Origin of the sequence: Sphingomonas trueperi (assembly GCF_011927635.1) — a bacterium.
Taxonomy (GTDB): Bacteria; Pseudomonadota; Alphaproteobacteria; order Sphingomonadales; family Sphingomonadaceae; genus Sphingomonas; species Sphingomonas trueperi.
The window spans coordinates 410,116-434,696 of record NZ_JAATJB010000002.1; the positions used below are offsets into that span (position 1 = coordinate 410,116).

Here is a 24,581-nt window from a genome sequence, read left to right on the forward strand (position 1 = left end):
CCCGCTACCAGGGTCGGGGGGGCGACTCAATTCTCCCGGCACATGCGGCGCATGCCCGATCGGGATAGGCGCGCCCGGCGGTGCCTGGCCCGATCGGTGCGCAGGAATCAGGCGGTCGCCGGGCTCGCGCGGCGCCGCCGCAACCCATGGCCGGCCAGCCCGAAGCCCAGTATCATCGTCGCCCAGCCTGCAGGCTCGGGCACGCCGGTGGTGGTGATGATCGGTGTCTGGGTCATCGTCACCGCGCCGCCGGCGATGAAGGTGAGCCCGGTGACGAAGGCGCCTCCATCGGTGGGGTCGAGCGCGGCGGTCAGGTCGATGCCCTTCAGCTTGAACCCGGTGACGCCCCCCGCGAACAGCGTGGTGAAATCGAAGCTGTAGACGCCGTGCGCCAGAAGCACATCGTTCAACCCGTAGACGTCATAGCCGTCCACGTCGCCGGGAACCGTGGGAAAGAGCGCGCTGGTGATGTTCGGCCCGGAAAGCACGTTGTAGATATAGCCGGTGGCATAGTCCGGATCGATGAAGATCGGCGTGGCGGGCGTTGCGACGAAATCGAAGGTGAACGCCTTGGTGACGGGGTCTTGGGGTACGCTCGGCTGAAAGGGGTTGGAGGGCGAGCTGCCGGTTTGCGTACCGTTCACGAACACGCCGGTGAACGCCATGCCGCTGTCGAGCGCGGAGTCGGACCAGTTTGCCGCCCCGAAGCGCAGCTGGTAATTGCCGGCCGTCGTGATGGTATATTCCGACTTGATCCAGCCGGTATAGCCGCAGCCGACGTCGTAACAGTCGCCGCTGCTGGGGCCGAGCGGGGTCCAGATCGGCCCGCCGCCGATGATCGGGACGACCGAAGGGGTCAGCACCGCGTTCACCGCGGGCATGCTCTGGCCGGGCACGATCGTCCCGCTCGGCTTGGTGCGGGCGGTGAACAGGTTGACCGCCAAGCTGTCGTCGGTGGCGCCGGCGGTGAGCAGTTGCGCGAAGGCATAGTCGGCGAAGCCTCCCCCGTCGGAGGTGACGTAGTTGAAGTAGAAGGACACCTTGTCCCCGACCCGCGCTGCGAACGCCGACGAGCGTAGCTCGGAGCCGTTGGTGGAGGCGCTGCTATAGCCGGTGATCTTGGCGGCGCCCTGCTGGCCGAGATAGGTCGACACCCAGCTCCAACTGGTCGCGCCACCGGGCGGCGCGGTGACGACGCCGTCCGCCGCGCTGGCGGTGCCGCAATTGCCGATGCAGGTATCCGCCCGCGCCGTGAAAGGCGCCGATACCATCACGAGCGCTGGCGCAATCCATGCGCATTTCCAATGCCGCATCAGGTCTCTCCACATCTATTCTATGAGTTTAATACCCCCTGCGAAGATATTCCAGATACGGCGGTGTTGCTATCGGTTGTGGCAGGATCTGCCCTGACTAGGTTCGGTCCGGACATTGTTATTCGACTTGTTCCGGCAGCGCGCTGATTTGTCACGCGCGGCATCATTGGCGAAGCCGCCACTTCGGCGGCATCGAAAGCACCGTCGGGGCGGCAAACGAAAAGGGCGCCCGGATCGCTCCGGACGCCCCTTTTTCAGCCGATCGCGAAGGATCAGCTCGAATAGTACATGTCGTACTCGACGGGGCTCGGGGTCATTTCCCAACGGGCCACCTCGGCGCGCTTGATCTCGATATAGGCCTCGATCTGGTCCTTCGAGAACACGTCGCCCTTCAACAGGAAGTCGAAATCGGCCTCCAGGCTGTCCAGCGCCTCGCGGAGCGAACCGCACACGGTCGGCACTTCGGCCAGCTCGGCCGGGGGCAGATCGTACAGGTTCTTGTCCATCGGGTCGCCCGGGTGGATCTTGTTCTGGATGCCGTCCAGACCGGCCATCAGCAGCGCCGAATAGCAGAGATACGGGTTGGCCAGCGCGTCCGGGAAGCGGAACTCGACACGCTTTGCCTTGCTGCCGGTGCCGTACGGGATGCGGCACGAGGCCGAGCGGTTGCGGCTCGAATAGGCGAGCAGCACCGGCGCCTCGTAGCCCGGGACCAGGCGCTTGTAGCTGTTGGTCGACGGGTTGGTGAAGGCGTTGAGCGCCTTGGCGTGCTTGATCACGCCGCCGATGAAGTAGAGGCAGGTCTCGGAGAGGCCCGCATAGCCGTTGCCGGCGAACAGGGGCTGGCCCTTTTCCCAGATCGACATGTGGGTGTGCATGCCCGAGCCGTTATCTTCCTTGATCGGCTTCGGCATGAAGGTCGCGGTCTTGCCATAGGCCTGGGCGACCTGGTGCACGACATACTTGTAGATCTGCATGCGATCGGCGGTGGTCACCAGCGTGCCGAAGGTCAGGCCCAGCTCGTGCTGCGCGGCGGCGACTTCGTGATGGTGCTTGTCGCACGGCAGGCCCATTTCGAGCATGGTCGAAACCATCTCGCCGCGGATGTCGACGGCGCTGTCGACCGGCGCGACGGGGAAATAGCCGCCCTTGGCGCGCGGACGGTGGCCGAGGTTGCCGGCTTCATACTCGCGGCCCGAATTGCCCGGCAGCTCGATGTCGTCGATCTTGTAGTAGCTGGTCGAGTAGCTGTTCTCGAACCGCACGTCATCGAACATAAAGAACTCGGCTTCGGGGCCGACATAGATGGTATCGCCGATGCCGGTGGTCTTCAGATACGCCTCGGCGCGCTTCGCGGTCGAGCGCGGATCGCGTGCATAGAGCTCGCCGGTCGAGGGCTCGACGATGTCGCACACCAGGATCAGCATCGGGGTGGCTGAGAACGGATCGACCCACACCGCGTCCAGATCCGGCTTCAGGATCATGTCGGACTCGTTGATCGCCTTCCAGCCCTCGATCGACGAACCGTCGAACATCAGGCCGTCGGTCAGCTCGTCCTCGCCGAGGACCGACGCGACCATGGTCAGGTGCTGCCACTTGCCCTTGGGATCGGTGAAGCGCAGGTCGATCCACTCGATCTCCTGGTCCTTCACCATCTTCAGGATGTCACTGGCCGAATTCGCCATCGTAATGCCCTTTCGCTCTCTTTCGTCTGCCCGACGAATCGGGCAATAAAATTTCTCGTGCGCCGGCCTCATCGCCGCCGCTTTACGCCACGTCAAACGGCGTTTTCGTTCCGCTCCCCGGTGCGGATGCGCAGCGCCGTCTCGACGGGGATCACGAAGATCTTGCCGTCGCCGATCCGGCCGGTCTGCGCGGCAGCGGCGATCGCCTCGACGACGCGCTCGGCCAGCGTGTCTTCCACCACCACTTCCAGCTTCACCTTGGGCAGGAAGTCCACGACATATTCGGCGCCGCGATAGAGCTCGGTATGGCCCTTCTGGCGGCCGAAGCCCTTGGCTTCGGTGACGGTGATCCCCGAGACGCCCACCTCGTGCAGCGCCTCCTTCACTTCATCCAGCTTGAACGGCTTGATGATGGCTTCGATCTTTTTCACATGGTCCCCCAGGCAGCGGTTTCGGGCCGCGACAGGTCTGATTCCTGGGTGTGTAGCAACCTGCATGCCAGAACGGGAATAGCCAGCGTGCCCCCCACGCGCCGAATGGATTTCGGCGCAGGAATCTGCCTGATAATCGGGCAATGGCTGCTCAATCGCGCAGCAGGTCAGGCGGCGCGGACCTCCATCAGGAAGCGGTCGACCTCGTCGGACAGTTCCTCCGCACCGCTGAGCAGGCCGGCGGAGAGATCGGCGATGGCGTGCGCGTTCCCGGAAGCTGCCTGTGCGGCGGCGCGGACCTGTTCGATGTCGGTTTGCACCGCACGGGTGCCGGAGACGCTTTCGGCGACGTTGCGGGCGATGCTGCGGGTCGCGTGATGCTGGTCGCGCACCGCGCATTCGATGCTGGAGGACAGGCCGGCAATGCCGGTGATCGCCTGCTCGACCCGCTGATGGTTGGTGGTGACTCGGTCGACCACGCCGCGGATGCCGGCGACCTTGGTGCTGACGCTCTGCGCGGCGTGCCGGACCTGGCTGGCCAGCGCCTTGATTTCGTTGGCCACCACGGTGAAGCCGCGGCCCGCTTCGCCGGCCCGTGCCGCCTCGATCGCGGCGTTGAGGGCGAGCAGGTTCACCTGCCCGGCGATCTCGCCGATCGTGGCGGTGACCGCGCCGACATTCTCGGCAAAGGCGTCGAGCTCGGCGGTGCCCAGCCGGCTGTCGTCGACCAGCGCCACGGCTTCGGCGGCCGAGGCGCGCGCGGTGACCGTGTCGCGGCCGATGGCGTCGAGCGTCGCCGCCAGCGCTTCGGATTCCCGGGCGATCGCGGCGAGATTGTCGTGGCTCTGCGCAACCGCGGCGGCGAGCGCGGTTGCCGAGGCGCTGTTGGCGCTCGCGCGCTCGACCGTCGCGGCGGCGCTGGACCGCAGCGTGCCGGCGAGATCACGCAATTGGCCCGCCATCGCGCCGACCTCCGCCTCGATCCTCTCGCTCGCCGCTTCGATGTGGCGGGCGCGGGCGGTCTGCTCGGCGGCCTCGCGCACCCGGTCCTCGGCGGCGAGCTGGATGATGCGACGGTTGCTGATCGCGGCGAACAGCTGGCCGCCGCGGGTGAGGATCATGCCTTCCTGCCCGTCGGCGGCCGAATAGGCGTCGACCAGCGCGCGGGGCGACTGGGCATAGTCGGCGACGGGGCAGGGGCGGACCATCGATTCCAGCCGTCGCCCATAGGCCGGGTTGCGCAACAGCGCGTGGCCATAGGGATTGAGCAGCAGCCGGCGCACGTCCTTCTCGAACACCGCGCCCAGCGGCTGGTGGCGGGCATCGAGCACCGGCAGCAGCCGGAGCGTCGGATCGTCCTGGAAGCAGCGCACCGCCTCGCCGAGCGGCGTCTCCAGCGTCAGCCAGGGCGGCGCGCGTTCGGCCTCGGTAAGCCACGCGAAGAGGAAGCGGAGATGGGCGGGCATGTCGAGCATCGCCGCCCCGGTACGGCAAGGCGGTAAACGAGCGATTAGTGTTTGATGACAGGTTTACGACATTCCCCCATGAAATCTTCGCACCTTTGCGGCTGTAGCTGCCCGTGAACGTTAACCGGCAAACGATCACGTGCTGGACAGGGGAAGCTTCGATGCGGTCGCCGCCGATGAATGCACCAGCCGAATTGCGGCGGCGGATCGCCGACGGCATGGCGTCGGCCGGTGCGCGATCGGTGGTGGTGGCGCGGGGCTCGCTGGTGCTGCTGGCGCATGGCCTTTCGGCGGTACAGCCCGAGCAGCGCGGCGACTGCTGGATCGAGACGGGAGGCGAGACGCTGACCGCCGAGGACACGATGGCGTTGCTGCGGCATTGGTCGACCGGCGTGCCCTTCGCACACGGCGTTTAGCGCCCCGAAGCGCTACTTTCTGGACGTGGGCGGCTTCTGGTGGCAGAGGGCCGCCTTTCATTATTTCAATCCCGGTACTGCCATGCGGGCGGCCGGGCCGACCAGAGCGTTACGAGGACCCGCTTTCATGACCGTCGACACGCGCGCGCCAGCGCTGCTCCCCGAACATCCCGCCTTCGCCACCGCCAAGGTGCTGTGGGTCCGCCACTGGAATGAGCATCTGTTCAGCTTCGCGATCGAGCGGCCGGCCAGCTTCCGCTTCCGCTCGGGCGAGTTCGTGATGATCGGGCTGGAAGGCGAGGGCGGCAAGCCTCTGATGCGCGCCTATTCGGTCGCCAGCCCGTCCTGGGCGGAGGAGCTCGAATTCCTGTCGATCAAGGTGCAGGACGGTCCGCTGACCTCCAAGCTGCAGAAGATCGTGCCGGGCGACGACATCTATCTCGGCAAGAAGTCGACCGGCACGCTGGTCGCCGACGCGTTGCTGCCGGGCCGCCGGCTGTTCCTGCTTTCCACTGGCACCGGGCTGGCGCCGTTCCTCAGCGTCGCGCGCGATCCCGAGATCTACGAGCGCTTCGAGCAGGTGATCGCGGTGCACAGCGTGCGCCGGGTGAGCGACCTTGCCTATCATGACGAACTCGCCGCCAAGCTGGCCGAGGATCCGCTGATCGGCGAGCAGGCCGCAGCGCAGTTCCACTATGTGCCTACCGTCACCCGCGAGCCGTTCCACACCAGCGAGCGGATCGGCGCGCTGCTCGAGAACGGCAAGCTGTTCGAAGGCGTGCCGGGCGACCCGGTGCTGCACCCGGAGACCGACCGCGTGATGCTGTGCGGATCGATGGACATGATCCGCGATTTCGCCACGCTGCTCGAAGGCAAGGGCTTCAAGGAAGGCTCGAACAACGCGCCCGGCGATTTCGTGATCGAGCGCGCCTTCGTCGGCTGAGGCCTTGCCGCTTCAACGAGCGTCTCCTCCCTCGGCGACGCCGGGAGGGGAACCGCCGCCGAAGGCGGTGGTGGAGGGGGAAAACCCTCCCGTCGTGGCAAGCCCCTTCCACCATTTGCTGGCGCAAATGGTCCCCCTCCCTCGGAGCTGCGCTCCGAGGGAGGAAACACTCAGGCGGCGAGGGCAGTCTCGCCGCTGACCGCGCGGATATCGGCGGCAAGCTGGTCCACCCGCCCCGGATCGGCATCCCAGGCAAACATGAACCGCGCCCCGCCGCCGATGAAGGTGTAGAAGCGCCAGCCCCGCGCGCGCAGTCCCTCCAGCACCGCCTCCGGAGCCTGGACGAACACGCCGTTGGCTTCCACCGGGAACATCAGCTCGACGCCCGGCAACCCCTGGATCTGCCCCGCGAGCCGCTGCGCGCAGGTATTGGCATGGCGCGCATTGCGCAGCCAGGCGCCGTTCTCCAGCATCCCCACCCAGGGGGCGGCCAGGAACCGCATCTTGGAGGCGAGCTGCCCGGCCTGCTTGCAGCGATAATCGAAGTCCTGCGCCAGCGCGCGGTCAAAGAACAGCACTGCTTCCCCGATCGCCATGCCGTTCTTGGTGCCGCCGAAGCAGAGCACGTCGACGCCGGCGCGCCAGGTGATGTCCGCCGGATCGCAGCCAAGCGTCGCCACGGCATGGGCGAAGCGCGCGCCGTCCATGTGCAGCTTCAGGCCCAGCTCCCGGCACACCGCCGAAAGCGCCTGCACTTCGTCCACGGTGTAGACCTGCCCGGTCTCGGTCGGCTGGGTGATCGTCACCACGCGGGGCTTGGGGAAGTGGATGTCGGAACGGCTGGTCGCCACCGCGCGCACCGCGGCGGGGGTCAGCTTGCCGTCTTCGCCCTGCGCGACGAGCAGCTTGGAGCCGTTGGAGAAGAATTCGGGCGCGCCGCACTCGTCGGTCTCGACATGCGCGGCGGCCGAGCAGATCACGCTGTGATAGGATTGGCAGAGCGCCGCGAGTGCCAGCGAATTCGCCGCAGTGCCGTTGAACGCGAAGAACACTTCGCATTCGGTTTCGAACAGCGTCCGGAAAGCGTCCGCGGCGGTGTGGGTCCAGCGATCGTCGCCATAAGCCGGCGCGTGGCCGGTGTTGGCGGCTTCCATCGCTGCCCAGGCTTCGGGGCAGATTCCGGCATAATTATCGCTGGCGAATTGCTGGGCTTCGGTCGTCACGCTCTACTGCCTTCTTCCTGTTCCAGGAGGCGGGCGACGGCGGGGAATGTGGCGTGGACACCGTGTTGCCGGGTTCGGCCACATCCCTCCACTTGCCATGGAGGCACCACCTTGCACGGGGCAGGTTGGTGCCGGGCGTCGGCCCGACTCTTGATGCTGGCGAGGCGGATAGCGGAAGTTGCTGGCGGGCGCAAGATTGTTGCGAGCCAATTCCCCTCCCGCTTGCGGGAGGGGCTGACGTGGAGGTTGCAGCCAGATGACGCCTCAAGCGACCCGCCCATCCCCTCCCCCGACCCCTCTCGTAAGCGGGAGGGGAGCGCTTGCCGTTAGCGCGGGACGCCTCAGTAGGGCGGCTGGTGCAGGCCCTTGGGGCTGGTCGTGAAGATCTCGCAGCCGGTTTCGGTGATGCCGATGGAATGCTCGAACTGCGCCGAGAGCGAGCGGTCGCGCGTTACCGCGGTCCAGCCGTCGTCGAGCAGCTTCACGTCCGGGCGGCCGATGTTGATCATCGGCTCGATCGTGAAGAACATGCCGGGGCGCAGCTCGGGGCCAGTGCCGGGGCGGCCGACATGGACCACCTCGGGCGCGTCATGGAATACTTGGCCGAGGCCGTGCCCGCAAAAATCGCGCACCACGCCGTAGCGGTGCTTCTCGGCGTGGCGCTGGATGGCGTGGCTGATGTCGCCCAGATGGTTGCCCGGCTTTGCCTGCTCGATGCCGAGCATCAGGCACTCATAGGTCACGTCGACCAGCCTGCGCGCCTTGATCGGCACGTCGCCGACCAGATACATGCGGCTGGTATCGCCATGCCAGCCGCCGAGCAGTGGGGTCACATCGATGTTGACGATGTCGCCGTCCTTCAGGACGCGGTCGCCCGGTATGCCGTGGCAGACGACATGGTTGATCGAGATGCAGCAGCTGTGCGTGTAGCCGCGATAGCCGAGCGTCGCTGGCACGCCGCCGCCGGCGATGGTCATCGTGCGGACGATATCGTCCAGCTCCTGCGTGGTCACGCCGGGCACGACGTGCGGCACCAGCGCGTCGAGAATCTCGGCGGCGAGGCGGCCGGCCTTGCGCATGCCGTCGAAGCCTTCCGGGCCATGGAGCTTGATCGCATGGCTGCGCGCCTGCGGCATGTCCGCCGTCACGTTCACATATTCGGTCATGCTTGCGATATAGGAGACCCGGGCGCAAAGGGCGAGGGGGCATGGGAGGATGCGGATGCAGGAATCGAGCGCGGCGTGGCTGGAAGGCGGGTGTGCTTGCGGCGAGGTGCGCTACCGCGTGGCCGCCGATCCGATCCTCGTCAACAATTGCTACTGCACGCTCTGCCAGCGCCAGACCGGCTCGACGAGCGTGGTCAACCTGTTCATCGAAACCGAGAAGCTGGAGTTGCTTGCGGGCGAGACCAGCAGCCATGTCGTGAAGGCAGGCTCCGGCGGCCCGCACGAGATCGTCCGCTGCGCGGCCTGCGGCACCGCGCTGTGGAGCTTCTACCCGCGGCTGGGCCGGCTGGGCGCCGGGGTGCGCGTCGCGACGCTCGACGAGCCGGCGCGCCTCCGGCCCGATGCGGCCATCTTCACCGCGGATCGCATGCCCTGGGTGACCCTCCCCGACGGCGTGCCGCAGTTCGAGGCCGCCTATGATCCGGCGACGGTCCTGCCGCCCGATCGGCTGGCCCGGATGCGCGCGCTGGCCGAGCGCAAGCGGGCGGCGGGTCTCTGATGGCGCCGCGGATCTGGACCGCCGCCCTGGTGGTGATCGGCGACGAAATCCTGTCGGGCCGCACCCAGGACAAGAATATCGCGCAACTCGCCACCTGGCTGAACGCGCAAGGCATCCGCCTCGCCGAGGTGCGGGTGGTGCCGGACCAGCAGGCGGCGATCGTCGAGGCGGTGAACGTGCTGCGCGCCCGCAACGATTACTGCTTCACCACCGGCGGCATCGGCCCGACCCATGACGACATCACCGTCGATGCGATCGCTGCGGCGCTGGGCGTGCCGGTGGTGGTGCATGCCGAGGCACGTGCGGCCCTCGCCGACTATTACGCCAGCAAAGGCGGGCTGACCGAGGCACGGCTGCGGATGGCGCGGGTGCCCGACGGTGCCGATCTGATCGTCAACCGAATGTCGGGCGCGCCGGGGATCCGCTGGGGCAATATCTTCATCCTGGCGGGCGTGCCGCATATTGCCGCGGGGATGCTCGACGCACTGACCGGCACGCTGGAAGGCGGCCTGCCCGTCGTATCGCGCACGATCGGCTGCTGGGTGGCGGAGAGCGAGATCGCCGACCTGCTCGGCGAGACCGAGCGTGCGCACGACGGCGTGTCGATCGGCAGCTATCCCTTTTTCCGCGAGGGGCGCGTCGGCGCCAATTTCGTGGTGCGCGCAACCGATGCGGCGCAGGTCGACCGCGTGACGGCCGTTCTCGCCGACGGGCTGGAAGCGCGCGGCTTCGAGGCGGTCGACGGCGGGATCTGATTGTCGGCTGCGTTACGCGGGGCGCCGCGACCGCCGACAATCTCCACAAAAAAAGAGCGGCACTCCGAAGAGTGCCGCTCCCATTCCATCCTGCCCTTGGCGGGCGTGATCAGAACTTGAAGGTCGCGCCGACGTACAGCATGCGGCCGTACAGGTCGTAGGTGTTCGCCACCGTCTGCGTGCCCGGGAAGGTCACCTGGTTGGTGTCGCCGAACACCGGCGGCTTGGTGTCGAGCAGGTTGTTGACGCCGGCATACAGCTCCATCTGCTGCTTGCCGCCGACCATCACCTTGCCCTGCAGATTGTGGTAGAAATAGGCCGAGATGCGCTGCGGGTTGGCGCTGGCGAGGTTGTCGACCAGCGGGCCCATATAGTCTAGGCGGTAGTTCAGCTGGAACTTCGGGGCGCTGAACGTGACATTGGCCACGCCCTTGTCCTTGAAGCCCGAACCGAGACGGCCGCAGCTATAGCAATCGGCCTGGCCCAGCTCGTTCTGCGGCGCGGCGCCCGGGAACGGCGTCTGCTGCTGCTTGAAGCGATGGTTGTACATCACGTCGAAGTCGAAGCGCGAGGCGCCGACCGGCACTGCGTAGCGCGCTTCGACGTCAATCCCCGACACCAGGTACGAACCGGTGTTGAAGTTGATGGCGTTGACGCGCGTGATGAAGCCGTTGCTGTCACGGATCACGTTGTTGCAGAACTGGGCGTTTCCGGTGGCAAGGCATTCGTCCGCCGAGACCTGCTGCCCGATGATGCCGATCGCGTTCTTCACCTTGATGGTGTAGTAGTCGACGGTCATGCTGAAGTTCTTGAAGAACGTCGGCGTTATCACGGCACCCGCGGTGAAGGTATCGGCGGTCTCTTCGCGCAGGTTTCGGTTGCCGCCGAGCAGGCCGTCGATCGACTGGATCTGTGCCGTCGAATAGGTGAACGATCCGCGGCTGGCGATGGTGTTCGCGCGACCCGGTACGTTCGCACAAGCTGCGGGGATCTTGTCGCTCTCGTTCGTGCCCTGGTCGCAAGGATCGTTGACCGAAGGGAAGGTCTGGCTGATCGATGCGTACAGTTCACCGATGTTCGGTGCACGGGTTGCGCGCGAGTAGACACCGCGGAAGCGGATGTCCGAAGTCGGTGCAAAGGTCGCGCCGCCCTTGAAGCTCCACACGCCGACGACGGTCGAATAGTCGGCGTAGCGCGCGGCACCTTCCAGGCCCAGATACTTCAGGCCCGGGCGGTCTTCCACGATCGGGGCGACGACTTCGACGAAGCCTTCCTTGACGTTGAAGCTGCCGCGGGTGTTGGTGATCTGGTTGCCCGCGCTCAGGCCCGCCTGGGTGAACGGGTCGAAGGTCTCGGTGCTCTTTTCGTGGCGATATTCGCCGCCGAACGACAGTGCGACCGGGCCGCCCCACAGCGAGAACAGGTCGCCGTTGATGCTGCCGGACACGACGTCCTGGTTGACCTTCGCCAGATAGTCATAGGCAACGTTGGTGCCGTTGACCAACTGCACGGTGCCGCCGTCGACGAGCGTCACGTTGCGGGTCGGGCCGGTATACTTCTGCAGGAACTGCGCGGCTGCCGCCGTGACGGTGTTGGCGCCGAAGATGTTGATCGGCACGCAGCCCGCCGCACGCGCCGCAGTATCCGAGCAGCGCACCTGGCCGTCGGGGCCGATCTCATTGCTCAGCGCCGCACCGTAGTTGGGCGTGTAGATCGACTGGGCGGTGGTGTGGTCGCGGCTTTCCGAGTGCTCGTAATAGATGTCATACGACCAGTTGGTGCCGGCAGTGAACTGCCCCTTCGCGCCGAGCACGCCGCGATAGAAATCGCGCTCGTTCTTGTTGCTGCGGCTGAAAATGTCGTTCGAACGACGAAGGAACTGGATCGTGTCCACACCGTTCGCGATGGCGGCGGCGCGGATCGCAGCCGGCACATAGGGGCTGCTGATCGGGATGCCGGCATAAGCAGAGCCATCGAAGTTCAGCGCCGCGCTCGGGCCGGTGTTCGAGATGGCTGCGGGCTCAAGCGAGGCGTTCGAGTTGGTGCGGCTGTACTGGCCCTGCGCATAAAGCTTGAAGGCATCGGAGAAGTCATAGTGCGCCAGCACTGCGCCCTGGTAGCGTTCGACCGGCACCGACAAGAGGCGATCCCCGTTTCGATTATACCCGTCGATGTTCGGACCCTGGTACCCCTTGAGGTTGTTGCCCGGACCAAAGGTGAAGGTGCTGGGGCTGTTCGGCGTGAAGGACTGCTGATTCGGCCCACTGACGTCGAACACGCCCTGCGAGGCATAGGCACTGCGGTTCGGGAGGTCGCGCGCGGAGAAGCTGCGATCACGCGAGTACAGGCCGTGATCATTGTCGTAGCTGAAGTTCGCGGTCACGTTGCCACGGCCGCCGCCGAAGTTCTGGCCACCGGTGATCGAGACATACTGGCGGGCTGCGTCGCCCTTGTCCGACAGCGTGTTCTGCGCACGGACGCGCAGGCCCTGGAAGTCGTTCTTGAGGACGAAGTTGACCACGCCCGCGATCGCTTCCGAACCATAGACGGCCGAGGCGCCGCCGGTGACGACTTCGACGCGCTGGACCAGATCGGTCGGGATGTTGTTGACGTCGACCGCCGGGCTGCCGGCGATGCCCAGCGTACGACGGCCGTCGATCAGCACCAGGGTGCGCGACGAGCCGAGATTGCGCAGGTTCACCGTCGCGGTGCCGTTGCCGGTGTTCGAGAAGTTCGAGCTGGTGCGGCTGACATTCTGGCCGACAGACGGCAGCGTGGCGAGCACGTCCTGGATGTTCGACGCACCGGTCTGCTCGATGCGCTCCGCGCTGACGACGGCGACCGGGGTCGACGACTGGAGGTCGGGACGCGCGATACGCGAGCCGGTCACGACGATTTCGGTGCCGGCACCCTGCTGGGCGGCATCGGCCGCGCCATTCTGGTCCTGTGCAAATGCGGGCGCGGCGAAAAACGCCACGGCGCCCATTCCTGCCAGCACCGTGCCGGCGCGGAGGGGCACGCGCTCTCCCTAGATGGTGTCGACAGCGCTGCTGGCGACGACACTGTGGCGGCGCATGAGCCGCTGTAACCAAGATGTAAAGAAGCTGTCCGCAGCGCGTGGCTTTGTTTTGGTGTTGTGGCTTGTACAACACAGTTGCGGTCGTTACAGGAAGGAGGAAAGAACCAAATCTATTATCTATGATGCGTTTGTGCAGCAATGTTTCACTGTTGCCTAACAGCATCAATCTGAAACGTGTCGCGACATGGTGTAACACCACGACATGACCAACTCTCACAAGAGCGGCGTGGCACGCAGGAGCAGGAACGGCGGGGTCAGGTTCGCGCTGAAAGCAGCTGGCGCGCGCGTGCGGCGTCCTCGTCCATCTGGGCGGTAAGCGCGTCGAGGCTGTCGAACTTGGCCTCGGGCCGGAGATATGCGATCAGTTCGATCTCGACCGTCTGGCCGTACAGGTCGCCGTTGAAATCGAAAAAGAAGCTCTCGAGCAATTCGGTCGGGGGATCGAAGCTCGGGCGGATTCCCAGGTTGGCTACCCCGTTCAGCACGCGCCCGTCGGGCAGCCGGCCACGGATTGCGTAGATGCCATATTTCGGACGAAGATAGCTGCTGAGGCGCATGTTCGCGGTGGGATAGCCGAGCTGGCGGCCCAGCTTGGCGCCGCCTTCGACTTCCGCGGCGATTGCGAAGGGGCGGGTGAGCAGCATCGCGGCACCGCGCGGGTCGCCGGCCTTGAGATGCTCGCGGATGCGGCTGGAGGATACGATCTGGCCGTCCAACGCTACCGCGCCCACCGTCTCTGCGGTGAAGCCTAGCTCGGCACCCAGCGCGGCCAGGGTCGCGACATTGCCCTCGCGGCCCTTGCCGAAAGTGAAGTCCTCGCCGGTCACCACCCCGGCGGCGGCGGCCGTGTCGACCAGCTGCTCGGCGAACTGGCGCGCGGTGAGCCGGGCGAGGGTAGCGTCGAAGTGGAACACCAGCATGCCGTCGGCGCCCGCGGCGGCGAACAGCCGCTCGCGTTGGTCGAGCGTGGTCAGCCGGAAGGGCGAGGCGTCGGGCTGGAAGAAGCGGCGCGGATGCGGATCGAAGGTGGCGACGATCGCCGGGCGTCCCTCGGCGCGGGCACGCGCCACCGCGCGGCCGACGACCGCCTGGTGCCCGAGATGGAAGCCATCGAAATTCCCGAGCGCGACGATCGCATCCCGGAGAGGAAGCGGAACCGCCGAGCCGCCGTCCAGCCGCTGCATGGGGTGGCTATAGGGATTGGCCGAGGGGATGCCAATGGTGTTAGAGAGTCGAGTGCGAAGCGCGCGCTTAAGCCCCTCCTCCTTGGAGGAGGGGTTGAGGTGGAGGGATTCCAGAACGAAAGTTTGGTCTCGGTGAGACACAGCCCCACCCCAACCCAGCGTCAGGTCGGTCCGCCTCCCAGGCGGACCTGAACCGCGCGGGGCGCGGTTCACCTGCCGCTCCTGAAGGGGAGGGGCTTGGGTTTTACCCTCGCTCCATCCCCGCCTTCAGTACCCGTAGCACATTACCCCCCATCACCTTGGCGATTTCCTGCTCGGAAAAGCCGCGATCGACCAGCGCCTGGGTCACCACCACCAGCTGCGATGCATCGAACCCCGTGGTCACCGCGCCGTCGAAGTCCGAACCCAGCCCGACATGGTCGATCCCCACCAGATCGCGGACATGCGCGATCGCCGCCGCCATCGCCTCGGGGCTGGTGGAGCAGACCGCCGCCTCCCAATAGCCGATCCCCACCACGCCGCCGGTGCGGGCGATGCCGCGGATCTCGGCGTCGGTGAGGTTGCGGTTGACCTTGCAGGTCGCCTGCACGCCGCCATGGCTGGAGACGACCGGCCGCCGCGCCAAGGCGAGGATGTCCGCCACCGCCGCATGGCTGGCATGGGCGACATCGACCACCATGCCCAGCGCCTCCATCCGCCGCAGCATCTGCCGGCCGAGCGGCGTCAACCCGCCCTTGGCCTGCCCATGCATCGAGCCCGCTGCTTCATTGTCGAAGAAATGTGCGAACCCGGCCACGCGGAACCCGGCCGCGTAGAGCCTATTGAGATTGGCCGGATTGCCCTCAAGGTCCTGCAGCCCCTCGATCGAGAGCAGGCCGCCGGTCACTTTCCGCCCGGCGGCGCGATCTGCGAGCAGTCGGGCGAGCTCGGCAGGCGTGCGGATCACCCGCAGCGCGCCGCCCGAGGCGGCGGCGGCGCGCTCCAGCTTCTCCGCATGCCAGAGCGAGCGCTGGAGCAGCGAGCCCCAGGTGCGCGGCGGCTGCGCTTGCGCGATGGCGAGCAGTGTGATGTTGTCGCTGTCGGCACCGTTGGCGTCGTAATTCTGGTGCCGCGGCGTCTTGGTGACCGAGGAAAAGACTTGCAGCGCGACATTTCCCGCCTGGAGCCGCGGCAGGTCGACCTGGCCGCGATTGGCGCGATCGAGCAGGTTGCGCCGCCACAGCAACGTATCGGCATGCATGTCGGCGATGGCGAGGCTGGCATGCAGCGCGCGGGTCTGCGGCGTGACATGGGGGAGACGCGTGGCCACGACGCGGTTCCTCCCCGCCTCCACCGCCGCCGGGGCGATCCCGAAAACGCCGAACGCTGCGACGGCGAGCACCGCCGCGACGCCGATCAGGATCGGGCGCTTCATCGCCGCCGGAGAAGCGTCACGAATTCATAGGCGGGGCGATCTCCTTCCGCCGGATGCGGCTCGCGCGCGGTCTCCGCCCAATCGGCGGGATCGAAGGCGGGAACGTGCGCGTCGCCCTGGGCATCGAGATGCACCTCGGTCAGCTCGACCCGATCGGCGCGGTCCAGGAACAGCGCGAAGACCTCGGCGCCGCCGATCACCGCGACATCCTCGCCTGCCAGCGCCAGCGCCTGGTCGACGTCATGCGCCACCTCGGCGCCTTCGGCCCGCCAGCCGGTGTCGCGGGTGAGGACGATATGGCGCCGGCCCGGCAGGGGGGCGGGAAAAGACTCGAAGGTCTTGCGGCCCATGATCATCGGCCGCCCCAGCGTCTGCGCCTTGAACCGCTTGAGATCGGCGGGCAGCCGCCAGGGCAGCTGGCCGTCGCGGCCGATCACGCCATTGTCCGCCCGGGCGAGGTGGAAGCTGATCATATCGCCACCGGTGCCTTGATGTGCGGCTGCGCGACATAGTCGTGGATCGCGAAATCCTCATATTCGTACGCGTCGATCGACGGCGCTTTGCGGAGGATCTCCAGTCGCGGCAGCGGCCCCGGCCTGCGGCTCAGCTGCTCCCGCGCCTGGTCGAGATGGTTGAGATAGAGGTGGCAGTCGCCGCCGGTCCAGATGAAGTCGCCGACCTCCAGCCCGGCCTGCTGCGCCAGCAGGTGGGTGAGCAGCGCATAGCTGGCGATGTTGAACGGCACGCCGAGGAAGATGTCGGCCGAGCGCTGGTAAAGCTGCAGGCTCAGCCGGCCGCCCGCGACATGGCACTGGAACAGGCAGTGGCACGGCGCCAGCGCCATCGCGCCGAGCTCGCCGGGGTTCCAGGCGGAGACGACCATGCGGCGCGAGGCGGGGTTGGTCTTCAGCGTTGCGATCAGTTCGGCGATCTGGTCGATATGGCGGCCATCGGCGGCCTCCCAGTCGCGCCACTGCTTGCCATAGACCGGGCCGAGATCGCCGTTTTGGTCGGCCCATTCGTCCCAGATGCTCACCTTGCGCTCCTGCAGCCAGCGAACGTTGGTGTCGCCGCGCAGGAACCACAGCAGCTCGACCAGGATGGAGCGGAGGTGAAGCTTCTTGGTGGTGAGCAGCGGGAAGCCCTGGCGCAGGTCGAAGCGCATCTGCGCGCCGAACACGCTGCGGGTGCCGGTGCCGGTGCGGTCCATCACCTCCACGCCATCGTTGAGCGCGCGGGCCATCAGGTCGAGATATTGGTGCATGGCTGCGAACCTAGCGGCGCGCGCTGGCCGAGTCACCCGGCTTCGCACCATTCCGGAGGTCCGGAGCGGATCGGCTTGCCGTTCAGGATGCCGGCATCGGGTGGCATGCCGGGCCATGGTGCTTGCGTGTCCGGATCCGTACATCCTCGACCTGCCGGCCGCGCGCGCGCTGTTCGGCAGACTTGCCGAGGCGCGCACCGAAATCGCTGCCTTCGCCTATCTGGCGCGGAACGGCCGCCTGCTCGGCATGCGGCACCTGCAGGGAGCGCACGGCGACATGGTCGACATCCCCGTGCGGCGGGTGGTGGCCGACGCGCTGGCCTTCGACGCGGCGGCGGTGGTGATGGCGCACAACCACCCGAGTGGCGATCCGACGCCCAGCGCCATGGACCGCGCGACCACCCGTCGGCTGCTCGTCGCACTCGAACCTGTCGAAGTGCGACTGATCGATCATCTAGTGGTCGCCCAGAGCGGCACAGCGAGCTTCCGCGCGCTGGGCTGGCTCTAGCGCGAGATGGCAGGATGTGACCCACTTCGTCGGCGAACCACGCCAGGGGCGCAACGGGATCGCGCGCCGATCGCGCCAATTCGCCGCGCGATACCGCCAGCGCCTGACCTCAAGCAAATAGGCATCGTTCCGCCTGTATTGCACGTGCCAGATGGTCGAGCTCGTCGGTGGTATTGAACAGCGACGGGGTCACCCGCAGCACCGGCCCGGAGGCCAGCCCCTGCTTGGCGACGACCAGGACGCGATGCTTGACGAGCAAGCGCTGCTGGGCCGCGCGCGCCTGTTCCCAGCTGGCTTGGCCGGGCAGCCGGAAGGCGCCGATCACTGCGCAGCGATCCGCTTCCTCGGGGTGGACGATGGTGAGGCCCGGCACGTCCCGGACGCGGTCGACCCAGTAACGGCGCTTTTCGACCAGCGTCACCAGCTTCTGCGCCGGGCCCAGGGCATGATGTTCGGCGATGGCCGCCGGGATCGTCAGCCGTGCGGCGACGTCCACGGTACCGGAAGGCACCCGCGCGCGGATGTCGTCGTCGGTGTGGATGTGGTTGCCGAGCCAGGGCGCGATGTCGCCCAGCCGGTCGGCACGGATGTACACCGCGCCCGAGCCGAGCGGCGCGGCCACCCATTTGTGCAGGCTGAACCCCATGAAGTCGACGCCCAGCGCCGCCACGTCGACGGGCAGCAACCCGACCGACTGGGCGCTGTCGAGGATCACGTCCACCCCTTGTGCCTTGGCGATCGCGGCGATTTCGCGGACCGGCAGTACCAGCCCGTTGCGATTGGAGACATGGGTGAGCAGCAGCAGCTTGAGGCGCGGCGTGTCGCGCAGGGCCTGCGCATAGGCGGCGAGGATGTTCGCCGTGGTGGCGGGCTCGGGTAGCGCGATCCGCACGTGGCGGGCATCGCGCGTTGCTGCCAGGTGCGCCATGGCGAACTGCATCTCGTCATAATCGGTATCGGCGGTGAGCACGGCCTCGCCGGCCTTCAGCGGCCGATAATTGACGATCAGCCCGTACAGCGCCTCGGTGCCGCCCGCGCACAGGGCGATCTCGCCGGGCTTCGCACCGACCAGCGTAGCGACGCTCTCGATCGCGGGTTGCAGGCGCGCGTCGCGCGAGGGGCCGGGGAGGGCGCTGCGCAGGAACAGCGCGTTGTGGCGGTTTACCCATTCGCCATGCTGCCGATAGGCGGCCGCCACCGTCTTCGTCATCGCGCCATAATAGGCCGCGTCGAAATTGGCGATGCTGCGATCGACGTCGTAGCGGCCTGCCCAGTCTTCCGCCGCAGGCTGCGCGTGCAGCGGCCCCGCGAAAAGGCTTCCTGCAGCAGCGCTACCCGCCAGGCCCAGAAAATCACGACGTCCGTTCAATGCATTGCCCCCTGCTTGACGGGTCCCCTTCGGTACTCCACAGGCATGACGATACAACATATCATCGTTGTTTGAAGGGGGGCCTGGTGATTCTTTCCGTACGTCGTGCTGCGTTCCTGATTCCTGCCGCAATGTCCATGCCCGCGCTCGCCCAGGAGCGCGCACCGGTCGCAGACGCCGAAGGGGACGCGATCATCGTCACCGGCAGCCGCTTCGGCGGGCGCAGCGCGACGCGGTCGGCGACCCCCGTCGACGCGATCGGGCGCGAGCAGTTGCAGCAGAGCGGCCGGGTCGACCTGATCCAGCAGCTGAAGGCGACGGTGCCGAGCTTCAACACCCCGCGGCCGCTCGGATCGGGGGTGGGGGACTATCTGGTTCCGCCCTCGCTGCGCGGGCTCGGGCCGGGCGAGGTGCTCGTGCTGGTCAACGGCAAGCGCCGGCACACCGCCAGCGACCTCAACACCAGCAACGGCATCGGGCGCGGCGACGTCTCGGTCGACTTCAACGCCATTCCCTCCTTCGCGCTGGCCCGCGCCGAAGTGCTGCGCGACGGCGCCTCGGCGCAATATGGCTCCGACGCGATCTCGGGCGTGATCAACCTGATCCTCGATCGTTCGGTGGGCACGCGCGCGCAGGTGACAGGCGGCATCACGACGCGCGGGGACGGTGCCTATGGCGAGGCCAGCGTCTCGTCCGGCATGCGCGTCGGCGATAGCGGCGTGCTGCGGCTGACCGCTTCGTTCCAGCAGCACGAAGGCACCAGCCGCGCCCGGGCCGATACCCGGCAGCAATATTTCGGCACCAACGCTGCCGGTCGGCCGACGGCGATCTCGGGCAATTACGGCTCCGGCACTGGGTTGACCCCGTCCAGCGGCACCCTCGATCCCCGCGAGGCGACGATCGACCGTAATGTGTTCCGCTTCGGCGACCAGCCGAGCAGCAACGTCCAGCTCTTCGCCAATTTCGCGGCGCCCGCCTCGGATCAGGTCGAGGTCTATGCGTTCGGCGGCTACAACCGGCTGGACGGCGACATCGAATATTTCTTCCGTCGCGCAGGCCAGGACGAGACGATCCGCGCGATCAATCCCGACGGCTATCGTCCGACCCTGGATTCGCGAATCGAGAACCTGTCGGTGGCGATGGGCCTGCGCGGCGACGCGCTCGCCGGGTTCGGATGGGACCTCTCGACCGTCTACGGGGTCAATACCCAGGACCTCCATTATGACAACAGCGTCAACGTCTCCTACGGCACGGCGACACCGCGGCGCTTCTACCGGCTGGGCTCGGACTTCTACCAGTGGACGAGCAACCTCGACCTCACCCGCGAAATCCCGCTGGGTGACGCCAATCCGCTGAAGCTCGCGGCGGGGCTGGAATATCGCGAGGAGACCTACCGCCTGTTCTCCGGCGATCTGGCCGGCTACCGGAACGGCGGGGTGCCGATCCTAGACGGGCCCAATGCCGGCCGCCCGGCGATCATCGGCGCGCAGCCCGGGCCGAGCAACGGGCCGGACGATCGGGCGTCGCTGGGCCGGCACAGCTGGGCAGTCTATGGCGATGCCGAAAAGACTTTGTTCGGCCGGCTGCTGCTGCAGGGCACGGTTCGCCATGAACAGTATTCGGACTTCGGCGACACCGCCAATTTCAAGGTCGCGGGGCGGCTGGAACTGGTCGGCGGGCTGGCGGCGCGTGCGTCGTACAACACCGGCTTCCGGGCGCCGGCGCTCGCGCAATCGGGCTACAACGCATCGAACACGCTGATCCTCAACGGGCACCAGGCGATCGTTCGCGTCGCCGCCGTCGACAGCGCGGCCGCGCGGTTGGCGGGGGCGACCGATCTCAAGCCGGAGACCTCGCGCAATCTCTCGGCGGGACTGGTGTTCGAAGCGGGCGCGCTCACCGCGACGCTCGACGCCTATCGGATCCGGGTGCGCGATCGGATCGCGATTTCCTCCACCTTCCAGGATGCGCGGCTGACCGCCTTTCTTGCTGCGAACGGGCAGGGCAATTTCAGCGCGATTTCCTATCTGACCAACGCGGTCGACACCAACACGCGCGGCGTGGATCTGGTGCTGCACTATCGCACCCGGCTGGCGGGGGGCGTGCTCAGCGGCACGCTGGCCGGCAACTACAACAGGACCAGCTTCGACCGGATCGCCGGCACACCGGCGCCGCTCGCCGCACTCGGCCTCACCACGCCGCTGTTCGACCTGACGCAGCAACTGCGCTTCTCGGACAGCCTGCCGCGGACCAAGGCGACGCTCGACCTCAGCTACACGCGCGGGCCGTTCGCCGTGTCGCTGACCAATACGCGCTACGGCGAGGTCTCCACCGTCGCGCTGACCAATCGCACGCCGGCCCAGATCGCGGCGCTCGTCCCCGGCTATGACGTGCGGCTGGTGCCGGTGTCGCCGACCAGCGCCAATGCGGATATCGTCCAGCGCTTCGGCGCGGCGCTGCTGACCGATCTCGAACTGTCCTGGCAGGCAACCGGCACGCTACGATTCAGCGCCGGCGCGCAGAACCTGTTCGACGTCTATCCGGCCGAGAATATCGCGTCCTCGGCAGCCTCGGTAGCGGCGGGGACCAACGGGGCCGACAATGCGGGGACCCAGCCGTACAACGCGATTTCGCCGTTCGGCTTCAACGGAAGAACGGTGTTCGTGCGAATCGGGCTTGGGTTCTAAGGCGCATTCGGTCTTTCTGCGTGCCGTCGACGTTGACGAGTCCGTGCGGCGCCCGCATATGCGCGGCAGCGGCGATGGATTTCCGCCGGGCCTTCTGGCCGAACCGCCCTCGCAAGGGCCGATGATTCCTACCAGGCGCCGCAAGGCAGCAAGGAGGAATCGTGCGCGCTACTTTCCGTACTCTGATCGATCGGTTCAACCTGGTGGCGTTCGTCCGCGACCGCCACGACCATGCGCTCTCGGTGGTGCGCTGGGCATTGCTCCTCGTCCCGATGGCGGCGATGGTCGGAACCCTGTGCGCCGCCTTCCTGTGGAGCCTGGATGCGGCGACGAAGGCGCGGCTCGATCATCCCTGGCTGCTCTATCTGCTGCCGCTGGGTGGCGCGGCGATCGCGCTGCTCTATCACCGGCTCGGCCGATCGGTGGAGGCCGGCAACAACCTCATCGTCGAGCAGATCCACGCGCCGGGCGGCGGCGTGCCGCTGCGGATGGCGCCGCTCGTCTTTCTCGGCACCATCGCGACGCACCTGTTCGGCGGATCGGCGGGGCGCGAGGGGACCGCCGTGCAGCTGGGCGGCAGCCTGGCCAGCGCGGTGGCGAGCCGCTTCCGGCTCGATCCGCCGAGCGTGCGCATTCTGCTGATGGCCGGCGTGGCGGCGGGGTTCGGCGCGGTGTTCGGCACGCCGCTGGCGGGCGCGGTGTTCGCGCTGGAGGTGCTGGCGGCGGGCCGCGTCGAATATGCGGGCATCGTGCCGTGCCTGCTCGCCGCGCTGGTTGGCGACTGGACCTGCCATGCCTGGGGCATCCACCATACCCCCTACCATATCGCCACCGCGGGCGCGGTCGGCAGCGCGCTGGTGGTCGAGCCGCTGCTGCTTGCCAAGGCCGCGCTGGCCGGCGTGTTGTTCGGCGTGGCAGGCCTGGCCTTTGCCGAGGCGAACCATGCACTGGGCGGCTTGCTCAAGGCGCGCATCCCCTACGGCCCAGCGCGCGCGGCGCTGGGCGGGGTGCTGGTGATCGCGCTGGTGTGGATCACCGGCACGCGCGGCTATCTCGGGCTCGGGGTCTGGTCCGCCGTCCCGGGCGACCCGACGATCGTGGGGTTCTTCACCGGGCCGGTCGATCCCTGGAGCTGGGCGCTCAAGATGCTGTTCACGGTCGTTACGCTCAGCGCCGGCTTCAAGGGCGGCGAGGTGACGCCGTTGTTCTTCATCGGCGCCGCGCTCGGTAATGCGCTGGGCGGATTGCTCGGCGCGCCGATCGACCTGTTCGCCGGGCTCGGCTTCGTCGCGGTGTTCGCGGGCGCGGCCAATACCCCGCTCGCCTGCACGATCATGGGCATCGAGCTGTTCGGCGCCACCCATGCGGTGCCGATCGCGGTCGCCTGCTTCGTCGCCTATATCTGCTCGGGTCATAACGGCATCTATCTGTCGCAGCGGATCGCGGTGCCCAAGCGCGCCTCGCGCCTCTCCGCCGGTGCCGTGACCCTGCGCGAGGCGCGCGCCGCGCGCCTGGCGCAGGGCGTGCGCCACCAGGATGCCGCCCCCGATCTGCTGGCCGCCCAGCCCGACTGACCGCGCATCGCCCAAGGAGAGAATGCCATGAAGCTGCTCGCCATCCTCGTCGGCGCCGACAGCGCGCCCGCCTGTCTCGATGCCGCGACCGTCGCGGCGGCGTCGCTGGGCGGCGCCTCGGTCGAAGCGCTCAACGTGATCGTCGACCCGGAGCATATCGTCGCATCGAGCGAGGAAATCGAGTTCCAGCGCCTGCGCGAGCGCGACGAAGGTACGGCGCAGGCGCGCGGTGACGCCGCGCATGCCGCCTTCGTCGCCTGGAACGCCGGGGCCGGGGAGGGCATGCCAAGGGTGGACTGGCGGTCGATCGTCGGCACCGAAGAGGCGGTCGTGACGCGGGAAGCGGCAACGGCCGATGCACTGATCGTGATCGCGCGCGAACGAACCATGGACACGGCCGATGCGCTGCACGCGGCGATCTTCTCCACCGACAAGCCTGCGCTGATCGTGCCGCCGGGATGGCGGGCCAACGGCCGCACCCGCTTCGCGCACATGGCGGTGGGGCTGAGCGACAGCGACAATGCCCGGCACGCCATCGAGGCGGCCGCACCCTGGCTGCGGATGGCCGAGCGGGTCACCGCGATCCGCATCGGCGCGGCGGACGATCCGGCGCTCCAGCTGGAGCCGCTGCTCGACAGCATCTGCGTCCGCCACGAGCGGCACATCGTCCCCCGCCTCGACGACAATCTCGGCGCGCAGCTGGTCGCCGAAGCGAAGGCGGTCGGGGCGGATCTGCTGGTGACCGGCGCCTATCGTCACAACCAGCTGATCGAATGGCTGCTCGGCGGCACCACAAGGCACATCCTCGCCGCCGCCGACATGCCGCTGTTGGTGGCGCACTAGCCAGGCTGGGCAGCGATGCGGGCGATCTTCACGCTGTTCGTCGGCGCCCATGTCGCGCGTGCAGCGACGACGGCGATCGCCAAGCATCTCGTAAAATGGGTCGTATACCAAAGGGTGGTTGTTCCAGGCGGGGCCATCTGCTCCCTTGCGACAGGGATGCGCGCCGGCACCTGGGCCGGCATGCGGTTGATGGAGCTGCTGCCCGTGGCGCGCTTTCGCCTGCCGGTCGCCGGGCTGTGGGCGAGGACCGCCGTTCAAACGCTGTGGATGGGATGATCGATGCCGTTGTGGCTTGGCTTTCTCGGCGTGTTTCTGGGTTCGGGGCTTGGCGGCATGGCCCGCTACGGCGTCGGCATTCTCGTCGCGCGGTGGACGACCACCGCATTTCCCTGGGGTACCTTCATCGTCAACGTTGCCGGCGCGGCGCTGATGGGGCTCATCATGGGCGCATTCGCTGGAAGCAAGATCGAGAACCCCGCGCTTCGCCTGTTTCTGACCACGGGCATCCTGGGCGGCTTGACCACCTGGTCGACCTTTTCGCTGGACGCGGTGGCGCTGTGGGAGCGCGGCGAGGCGCCGATGGCGGTCGGCTATGTCTTGTCCAGCCTGGTGCTTTCGCTAGGCGTGTTGGCCGCTGCCTTGGTCCTGTCGCGGCGCTTTTTCTGACGGCTTCCGGCGTAGAGCAGTCAGCCCGCCGCTTTC

At 67.4% G+C, this 24,581-nt stretch carries 22 protein-coding genes and 2 riboswitches; of the genes, 10 read left to right on the top strand and 12 right to left on the bottom strand.

What is annotated here, in order from left to right; all coding sequences use genetic code 11:
• Positions 1 to 107 precede the first annotated feature (107 nt).
• The 4 genes from GGR89_RS05340 to GGR89_RS22605 all read right to left on the bottom strand — a co-directional run bounded on the left by GGR89_RS05340 (position 108) and on the right by GGR89_RS22605 (position 4,904).
• Complete coding sequence (locus GGR89_RS05340; protein ID WP_125972741.1) at positions 108 to 1,271, bottom strand: NF038132 family protein; 1,164 nt, start codon at positions 1,269 to 1,271, stop codon at positions 108 to 110.
• Between the two features lie 314 nt (positions 1,272 to 1,585).
• Complete coding sequence (gene glnA, locus GGR89_RS05345; RefSeq protein ID WP_125972739.1) at positions 1,586 to 2,998, bottom strand: type I glutamate--ammonia ligase; 1,413 nt, start codon at positions 2,996 to 2,998, stop codon at positions 1,586 to 1,588.
• Positions 2,999 to 3,090: 92 nt separating this feature from the next.
• Positions 3,091 to 3,429: a P-II family nitrogen regulator gene (locus GGR89_RS05350; protein WP_010544265.1), complete on the bottom strand. Its 339-nt coding sequence runs from the start codon at positions 3,427 to 3,429 to the stop codon at positions 3,091 to 3,093.
• 167 nt (positions 3,430 to 3,596) lie between these two features.
• Entirely contained in the window at positions 3,597 to 4,904 is a 1,308-nt protein-coding gene (locus GGR89_RS22605) for a methyl-accepting chemotaxis protein (RefSeq protein WP_125972737.1), read from the bottom strand.
• 167 nt (positions 4,905 to 5,071) lie between these two features.
• On the opposite strand from GGR89_RS22605, the gene GGR89_RS05360 reads away from it, so the two are divergent.
• Together GGR89_RS05360 and GGR89_RS05365 are read left to right on the top strand one after the other, a co-directional pair.
• Positions 5,072 to 5,311 (top strand): hypothetical protein, encoded by a 240-nt coding sequence (locus tag GGR89_RS05360; RefSeq protein WP_125972735.1) that lies wholly within the window; start codon positions 5,072 to 5,074, stop codon positions 5,309 to 5,311.
• A gap of 127 nt (positions 5,312 to 5,438) precedes the next feature.
• A complete protein-coding gene (locus tag GGR89_RS05365) occupies positions 5,439 to 6,254 on the top strand; it encodes a ferredoxin--NADP reductase (RefSeq protein ID WP_125972733.1) in 816 nt (271 codons plus the stop codon).
• A gap of 170 nt (positions 6,255 to 6,424) precedes the next feature.
• On the opposite strand, the gene GGR89_RS05370 is transcribed toward GGR89_RS05365, so the two are convergent.
• Both GGR89_RS05370 and map read right to left on the bottom strand, forming a co-directional pair.
• A complete protein-coding gene (locus GGR89_RS05370; protein WP_125972731.1) occupies positions 6,425 to 7,477 on the bottom strand; it encodes a threonine aldolase family protein in 1,053 nt (350 codons plus the stop codon).
• A gap of 51 nt (positions 7,478 to 7,528) precedes the next feature.
• Positions 7,529 to 7,639: riboswitch (SAM-I-IV-variant riboswitch) on the bottom strand.
• A gap of 179 nt (positions 7,640 to 7,818) precedes the next feature.
• Positions 7,819 to 8,643, bottom strand: coding sequence for a type I methionyl aminopeptidase (gene map, locus GGR89_RS05375; protein ID WP_125972729.1), 825 nt, complete (start codon positions 8,641 to 8,643; stop codon positions 7,819 to 7,821).
• A gap of 55 nt (positions 8,644 to 8,698) precedes the next feature.
• Here map and GGR89_RS05380 point away from each other — a divergent pair, with 55 nt between their 5' ends.
• Together GGR89_RS05380 and GGR89_RS05385 are read left to right on the top strand one after the other, a co-directional pair.
• Positions 8,699 to 9,202, top strand: a complete 504-nt coding sequence (locus tag GGR89_RS05380; protein WP_125972727.1) for a GFA family protein — start codon at positions 8,699 to 8,701, stop codon at positions 9,200 to 9,202.
• On the top strand, positions 9,202 to 9,957 hold the full coding sequence (locus GGR89_RS05385; protein WP_125972725.1) for a competence/damage-inducible protein A: 756 nt from the start codon (positions 9,202 to 9,204) through the stop codon (positions 9,955 to 9,957). Before GGR89_RS05380 ends, GGR89_RS05385 begins: the two co-directional genes overlap by 1 nt.
• Before the next feature lie 109 nt (positions 9,958 to 10,066).
• Here GGR89_RS05385 and GGR89_RS05390 read toward each other — a convergent pair whose 3' ends face one another.
• The 5 genes from GGR89_RS05390 to GGR89_RS05410 form a co-directional block, all read right to left on the bottom strand.
• Complete coding sequence (locus GGR89_RS05390) at positions 10,067 to 12,976, bottom strand: TonB-dependent receptor domain-containing protein (RefSeq protein ID WP_241217805.1); 2,910 nt, start codon at positions 12,974 to 12,976, stop codon at positions 10,067 to 10,069.
• A gap of 314 nt (positions 12,977 to 13,290) precedes the next feature.
• On the bottom strand, positions 13,291 to 14,220 hold the full coding sequence (locus GGR89_RS05395) for a bifunctional riboflavin kinase/FAD synthetase (RefSeq protein WP_125972723.1): 930 nt from the start codon (positions 14,218 to 14,220) through the stop codon (positions 13,291 to 13,293).
• Positions 14,221 to 14,464: 244 nt separating this feature from the next.
• A complete protein-coding gene (locus GGR89_RS05400) occupies positions 14,465 to 15,634 on the bottom strand; it encodes a dipeptidase (RefSeq protein WP_125972721.1) in 1,170 nt (389 codons plus the stop codon).
• Positions 15,631 to 16,107, bottom strand: coding sequence for a dihydrofolate reductase (locus GGR89_RS05405; protein ID WP_125972719.1), 477 nt, complete (start codon positions 16,105 to 16,107; stop codon positions 15,631 to 15,633). The genes GGR89_RS05400 and GGR89_RS05405 overlap by 4 nt, the downstream gene beginning before the upstream one ends.
• On the bottom strand, positions 16,104 to 16,898 hold the full coding sequence (locus GGR89_RS05410) for a thymidylate synthase (protein WP_125972717.1): 795 nt from the start codon (positions 16,896 to 16,898) through the stop codon (positions 16,104 to 16,106). The genes GGR89_RS05405 and GGR89_RS05410 overlap by 4 nt, the downstream gene beginning before the upstream one ends.
• Before the next feature lie 115 nt (positions 16,899 to 17,013).
• Between GGR89_RS05410 and GGR89_RS05415 the strand changes: the two genes are divergently transcribed.
• Positions 17,014 to 17,406: a JAB domain-containing protein gene (locus GGR89_RS05415; protein WP_125972715.1), complete on the top strand. Its 393-nt coding sequence runs from the start codon at positions 17,014 to 17,016 to the stop codon at positions 17,404 to 17,406.
• A 109-nt stretch (positions 17,407 to 17,515) separates the two neighbouring features.
• Here the strand turns inward: GGR89_RS05415 and GGR89_RS05420 are convergent, their stop codons facing one another.
• On the bottom strand, positions 17,516 to 18,775 hold the full coding sequence (locus tag GGR89_RS05420) for an aminotransferase class V-fold PLP-dependent enzyme (RefSeq protein ID WP_241217804.1): 1,260 nt from the start codon (positions 18,773 to 18,775) through the stop codon (positions 17,516 to 17,518).
• Between the two features lie 131 nt (positions 18,776 to 18,906).
• On the opposite strand from GGR89_RS05420, the gene GGR89_RS05425 reads away from it, so the two are divergent.
• The 5 genes from GGR89_RS05425 to crcB all read left to right on the top strand — a co-directional run bounded on the left by GGR89_RS05425 (position 18,907) and on the right by crcB (position 24,545).
• A complete protein-coding gene (locus GGR89_RS05425) occupies positions 18,907 to 21,462 on the top strand; it encodes a TonB-dependent receptor plug domain-containing protein (protein ID WP_125972711.1) in 2,556 nt (851 codons plus the stop codon).
• 61 nt (positions 21,463 to 21,523) lie between these two features.
• A riboswitch (Fluoride riboswitch) is annotated at positions 21,524 to 21,600 on the top strand.
• Positions 21,601 to 21,623: 23 nt separating this feature from the next.
• Positions 21,624 to 23,036: a voltage-gated chloride channel family protein gene (locus tag GGR89_RS05430; RefSeq protein ID WP_125972709.1), complete on the top strand. Its 1,413-nt coding sequence runs from the start codon at positions 21,624 to 21,626 to the stop codon at positions 23,034 to 23,036.
• 27 nt (positions 23,037 to 23,063) lie between these two features.
• Positions 23,064 to 23,879 carry a universal stress protein gene (locus tag GGR89_RS05435; protein WP_241217803.1) on the top strand — a complete coding sequence of 272 codons (816 nt, stop codon included), beginning with the start codon at positions 23,064 to 23,066 and terminating at the stop codon, positions 23,877 to 23,879.
• Between the two features lie 15 nt (positions 23,880 to 23,894).
• Positions 23,895 to 24,155, top strand: a complete 261-nt coding sequence (locus GGR89_RS05440; protein ID WP_125972707.1) for a hypothetical protein — start codon at positions 23,895 to 23,897, stop codon at positions 24,153 to 24,155.
• A 3-nt stretch (positions 24,156 to 24,158) separates the two neighbouring features.
• Complete coding sequence (crcB, locus tag GGR89_RS05445) at positions 24,159 to 24,545, top strand: fluoride efflux transporter CrcB (RefSeq protein WP_241213216.1); 387 nt, start codon at positions 24,159 to 24,161, stop codon at positions 24,543 to 24,545.
• Positions 24,546 to 24,581: the final 36 nt, after the last annotated feature.

Bases quoted from the DNA above. Each gene is read 5' to 3' on its own strand.
- GGR89_RS05340 (WP_125972741.1), bottom strand. From the start codon at position 1,271: ATGGTATCGGCGCCTTTCACGGCGCGGGCGGATACCTGCATCGGCAAT.
- glnA (WP_125972739.1), bottom strand. From the start codon at position 2,998: ATGGCGAATTCGGCCAGTGACATCCTGAAGATGGTGAAGGACCAGGAG.
- GGR89_RS22605 (WP_125972737.1), bottom strand. From the start codon at position 4,904: ATGCTCGACATGCCCGCCCATCTCCGCTTCCTCTTCGCGTGGCTTACC.
- GGR89_RS05360 (WP_125972735.1), top strand. From the start codon at position 5,072: ATGAATGCACCAGCCGAATTGCGGCGGCGGATCGCCGACGGCATGGCG.
- GGR89_RS05365 (WP_125972733.1), top strand. From the start codon at position 5,439: ATGACCGTCGACACGCGCGCGCCAGCGCTGCTCCCCGAACATCCCGCC.
- map (WP_125972729.1), bottom strand. From the start codon at position 8,643: ATGACCGAATATGTGAACGTGACGGCGGACATGCCGCAGGCGCGCAGC.
- GGR89_RS05380 (WP_125972727.1), top strand. From the start codon at position 8,699: ATGCAGGAATCGAGCGCGGCGTGGCTGGAAGGCGGGTGTGCTTGCGGC.
- GGR89_RS05385 (WP_125972725.1), top strand. From the start codon at position 9,202: ATGGCGCCGCGGATCTGGACCGCCGCCCTGGTGGTGATCGGCGACGAA.
- GGR89_RS05395 (WP_125972723.1), bottom strand. From the start codon at position 14,220: ATGCAGCGGCTGGACGGCGGCTCGGCGGTTCCGCTTCCTCTCCGGGAT.
- GGR89_RS05400 (WP_125972721.1), bottom strand. From the start codon at position 15,634: ATGAAGCGCCCGATCCTGATCGGCGTCGCGGCGGTGCTCGCCGTCGCA.
- GGR89_RS05405 (WP_125972719.1), bottom strand. From the start codon at position 16,107: ATGATCAGCTTCCACCTCGCCCGGGCGGACAATGGCGTGATCGGCCGC.
- GGR89_RS05410 (WP_125972717.1), bottom strand. From the start codon at position 16,898: ATGCACCAATATCTCGACCTGATGGCCCGCGCGCTCAACGATGGCGTG.
- GGR89_RS05415 (WP_125972715.1), top strand. From the start codon at position 17,014: ATGGTGCTTGCGTGTCCGGATCCGTACATCCTCGACCTGCCGGCCGCG.
- GGR89_RS05425 (WP_125972711.1), top strand. From the start codon at position 18,907: ATGTCCATGCCCGCGCTCGCCCAGGAGCGCGCACCGGTCGCAGACGCC.
- GGR89_RS05435 (WP_241217803.1), top strand. From the start codon at position 23,064: ATGAAGCTGCTCGCCATCCTCGTCGGCGCCGACAGCGCGCCCGCCTGT.
- GGR89_RS05440 (WP_125972707.1), top strand. From the start codon at position 23,895: ATGCGGGCGATCTTCACGCTGTTCGTCGGCGCCCATGTCGCGCGTGCA.
- crcB (WP_241213216.1), top strand. From the start codon at position 24,159: ATGCCGTTGTGGCTTGGCTTTCTCGGCGTGTTTCTGGGTTCGGGGCTT.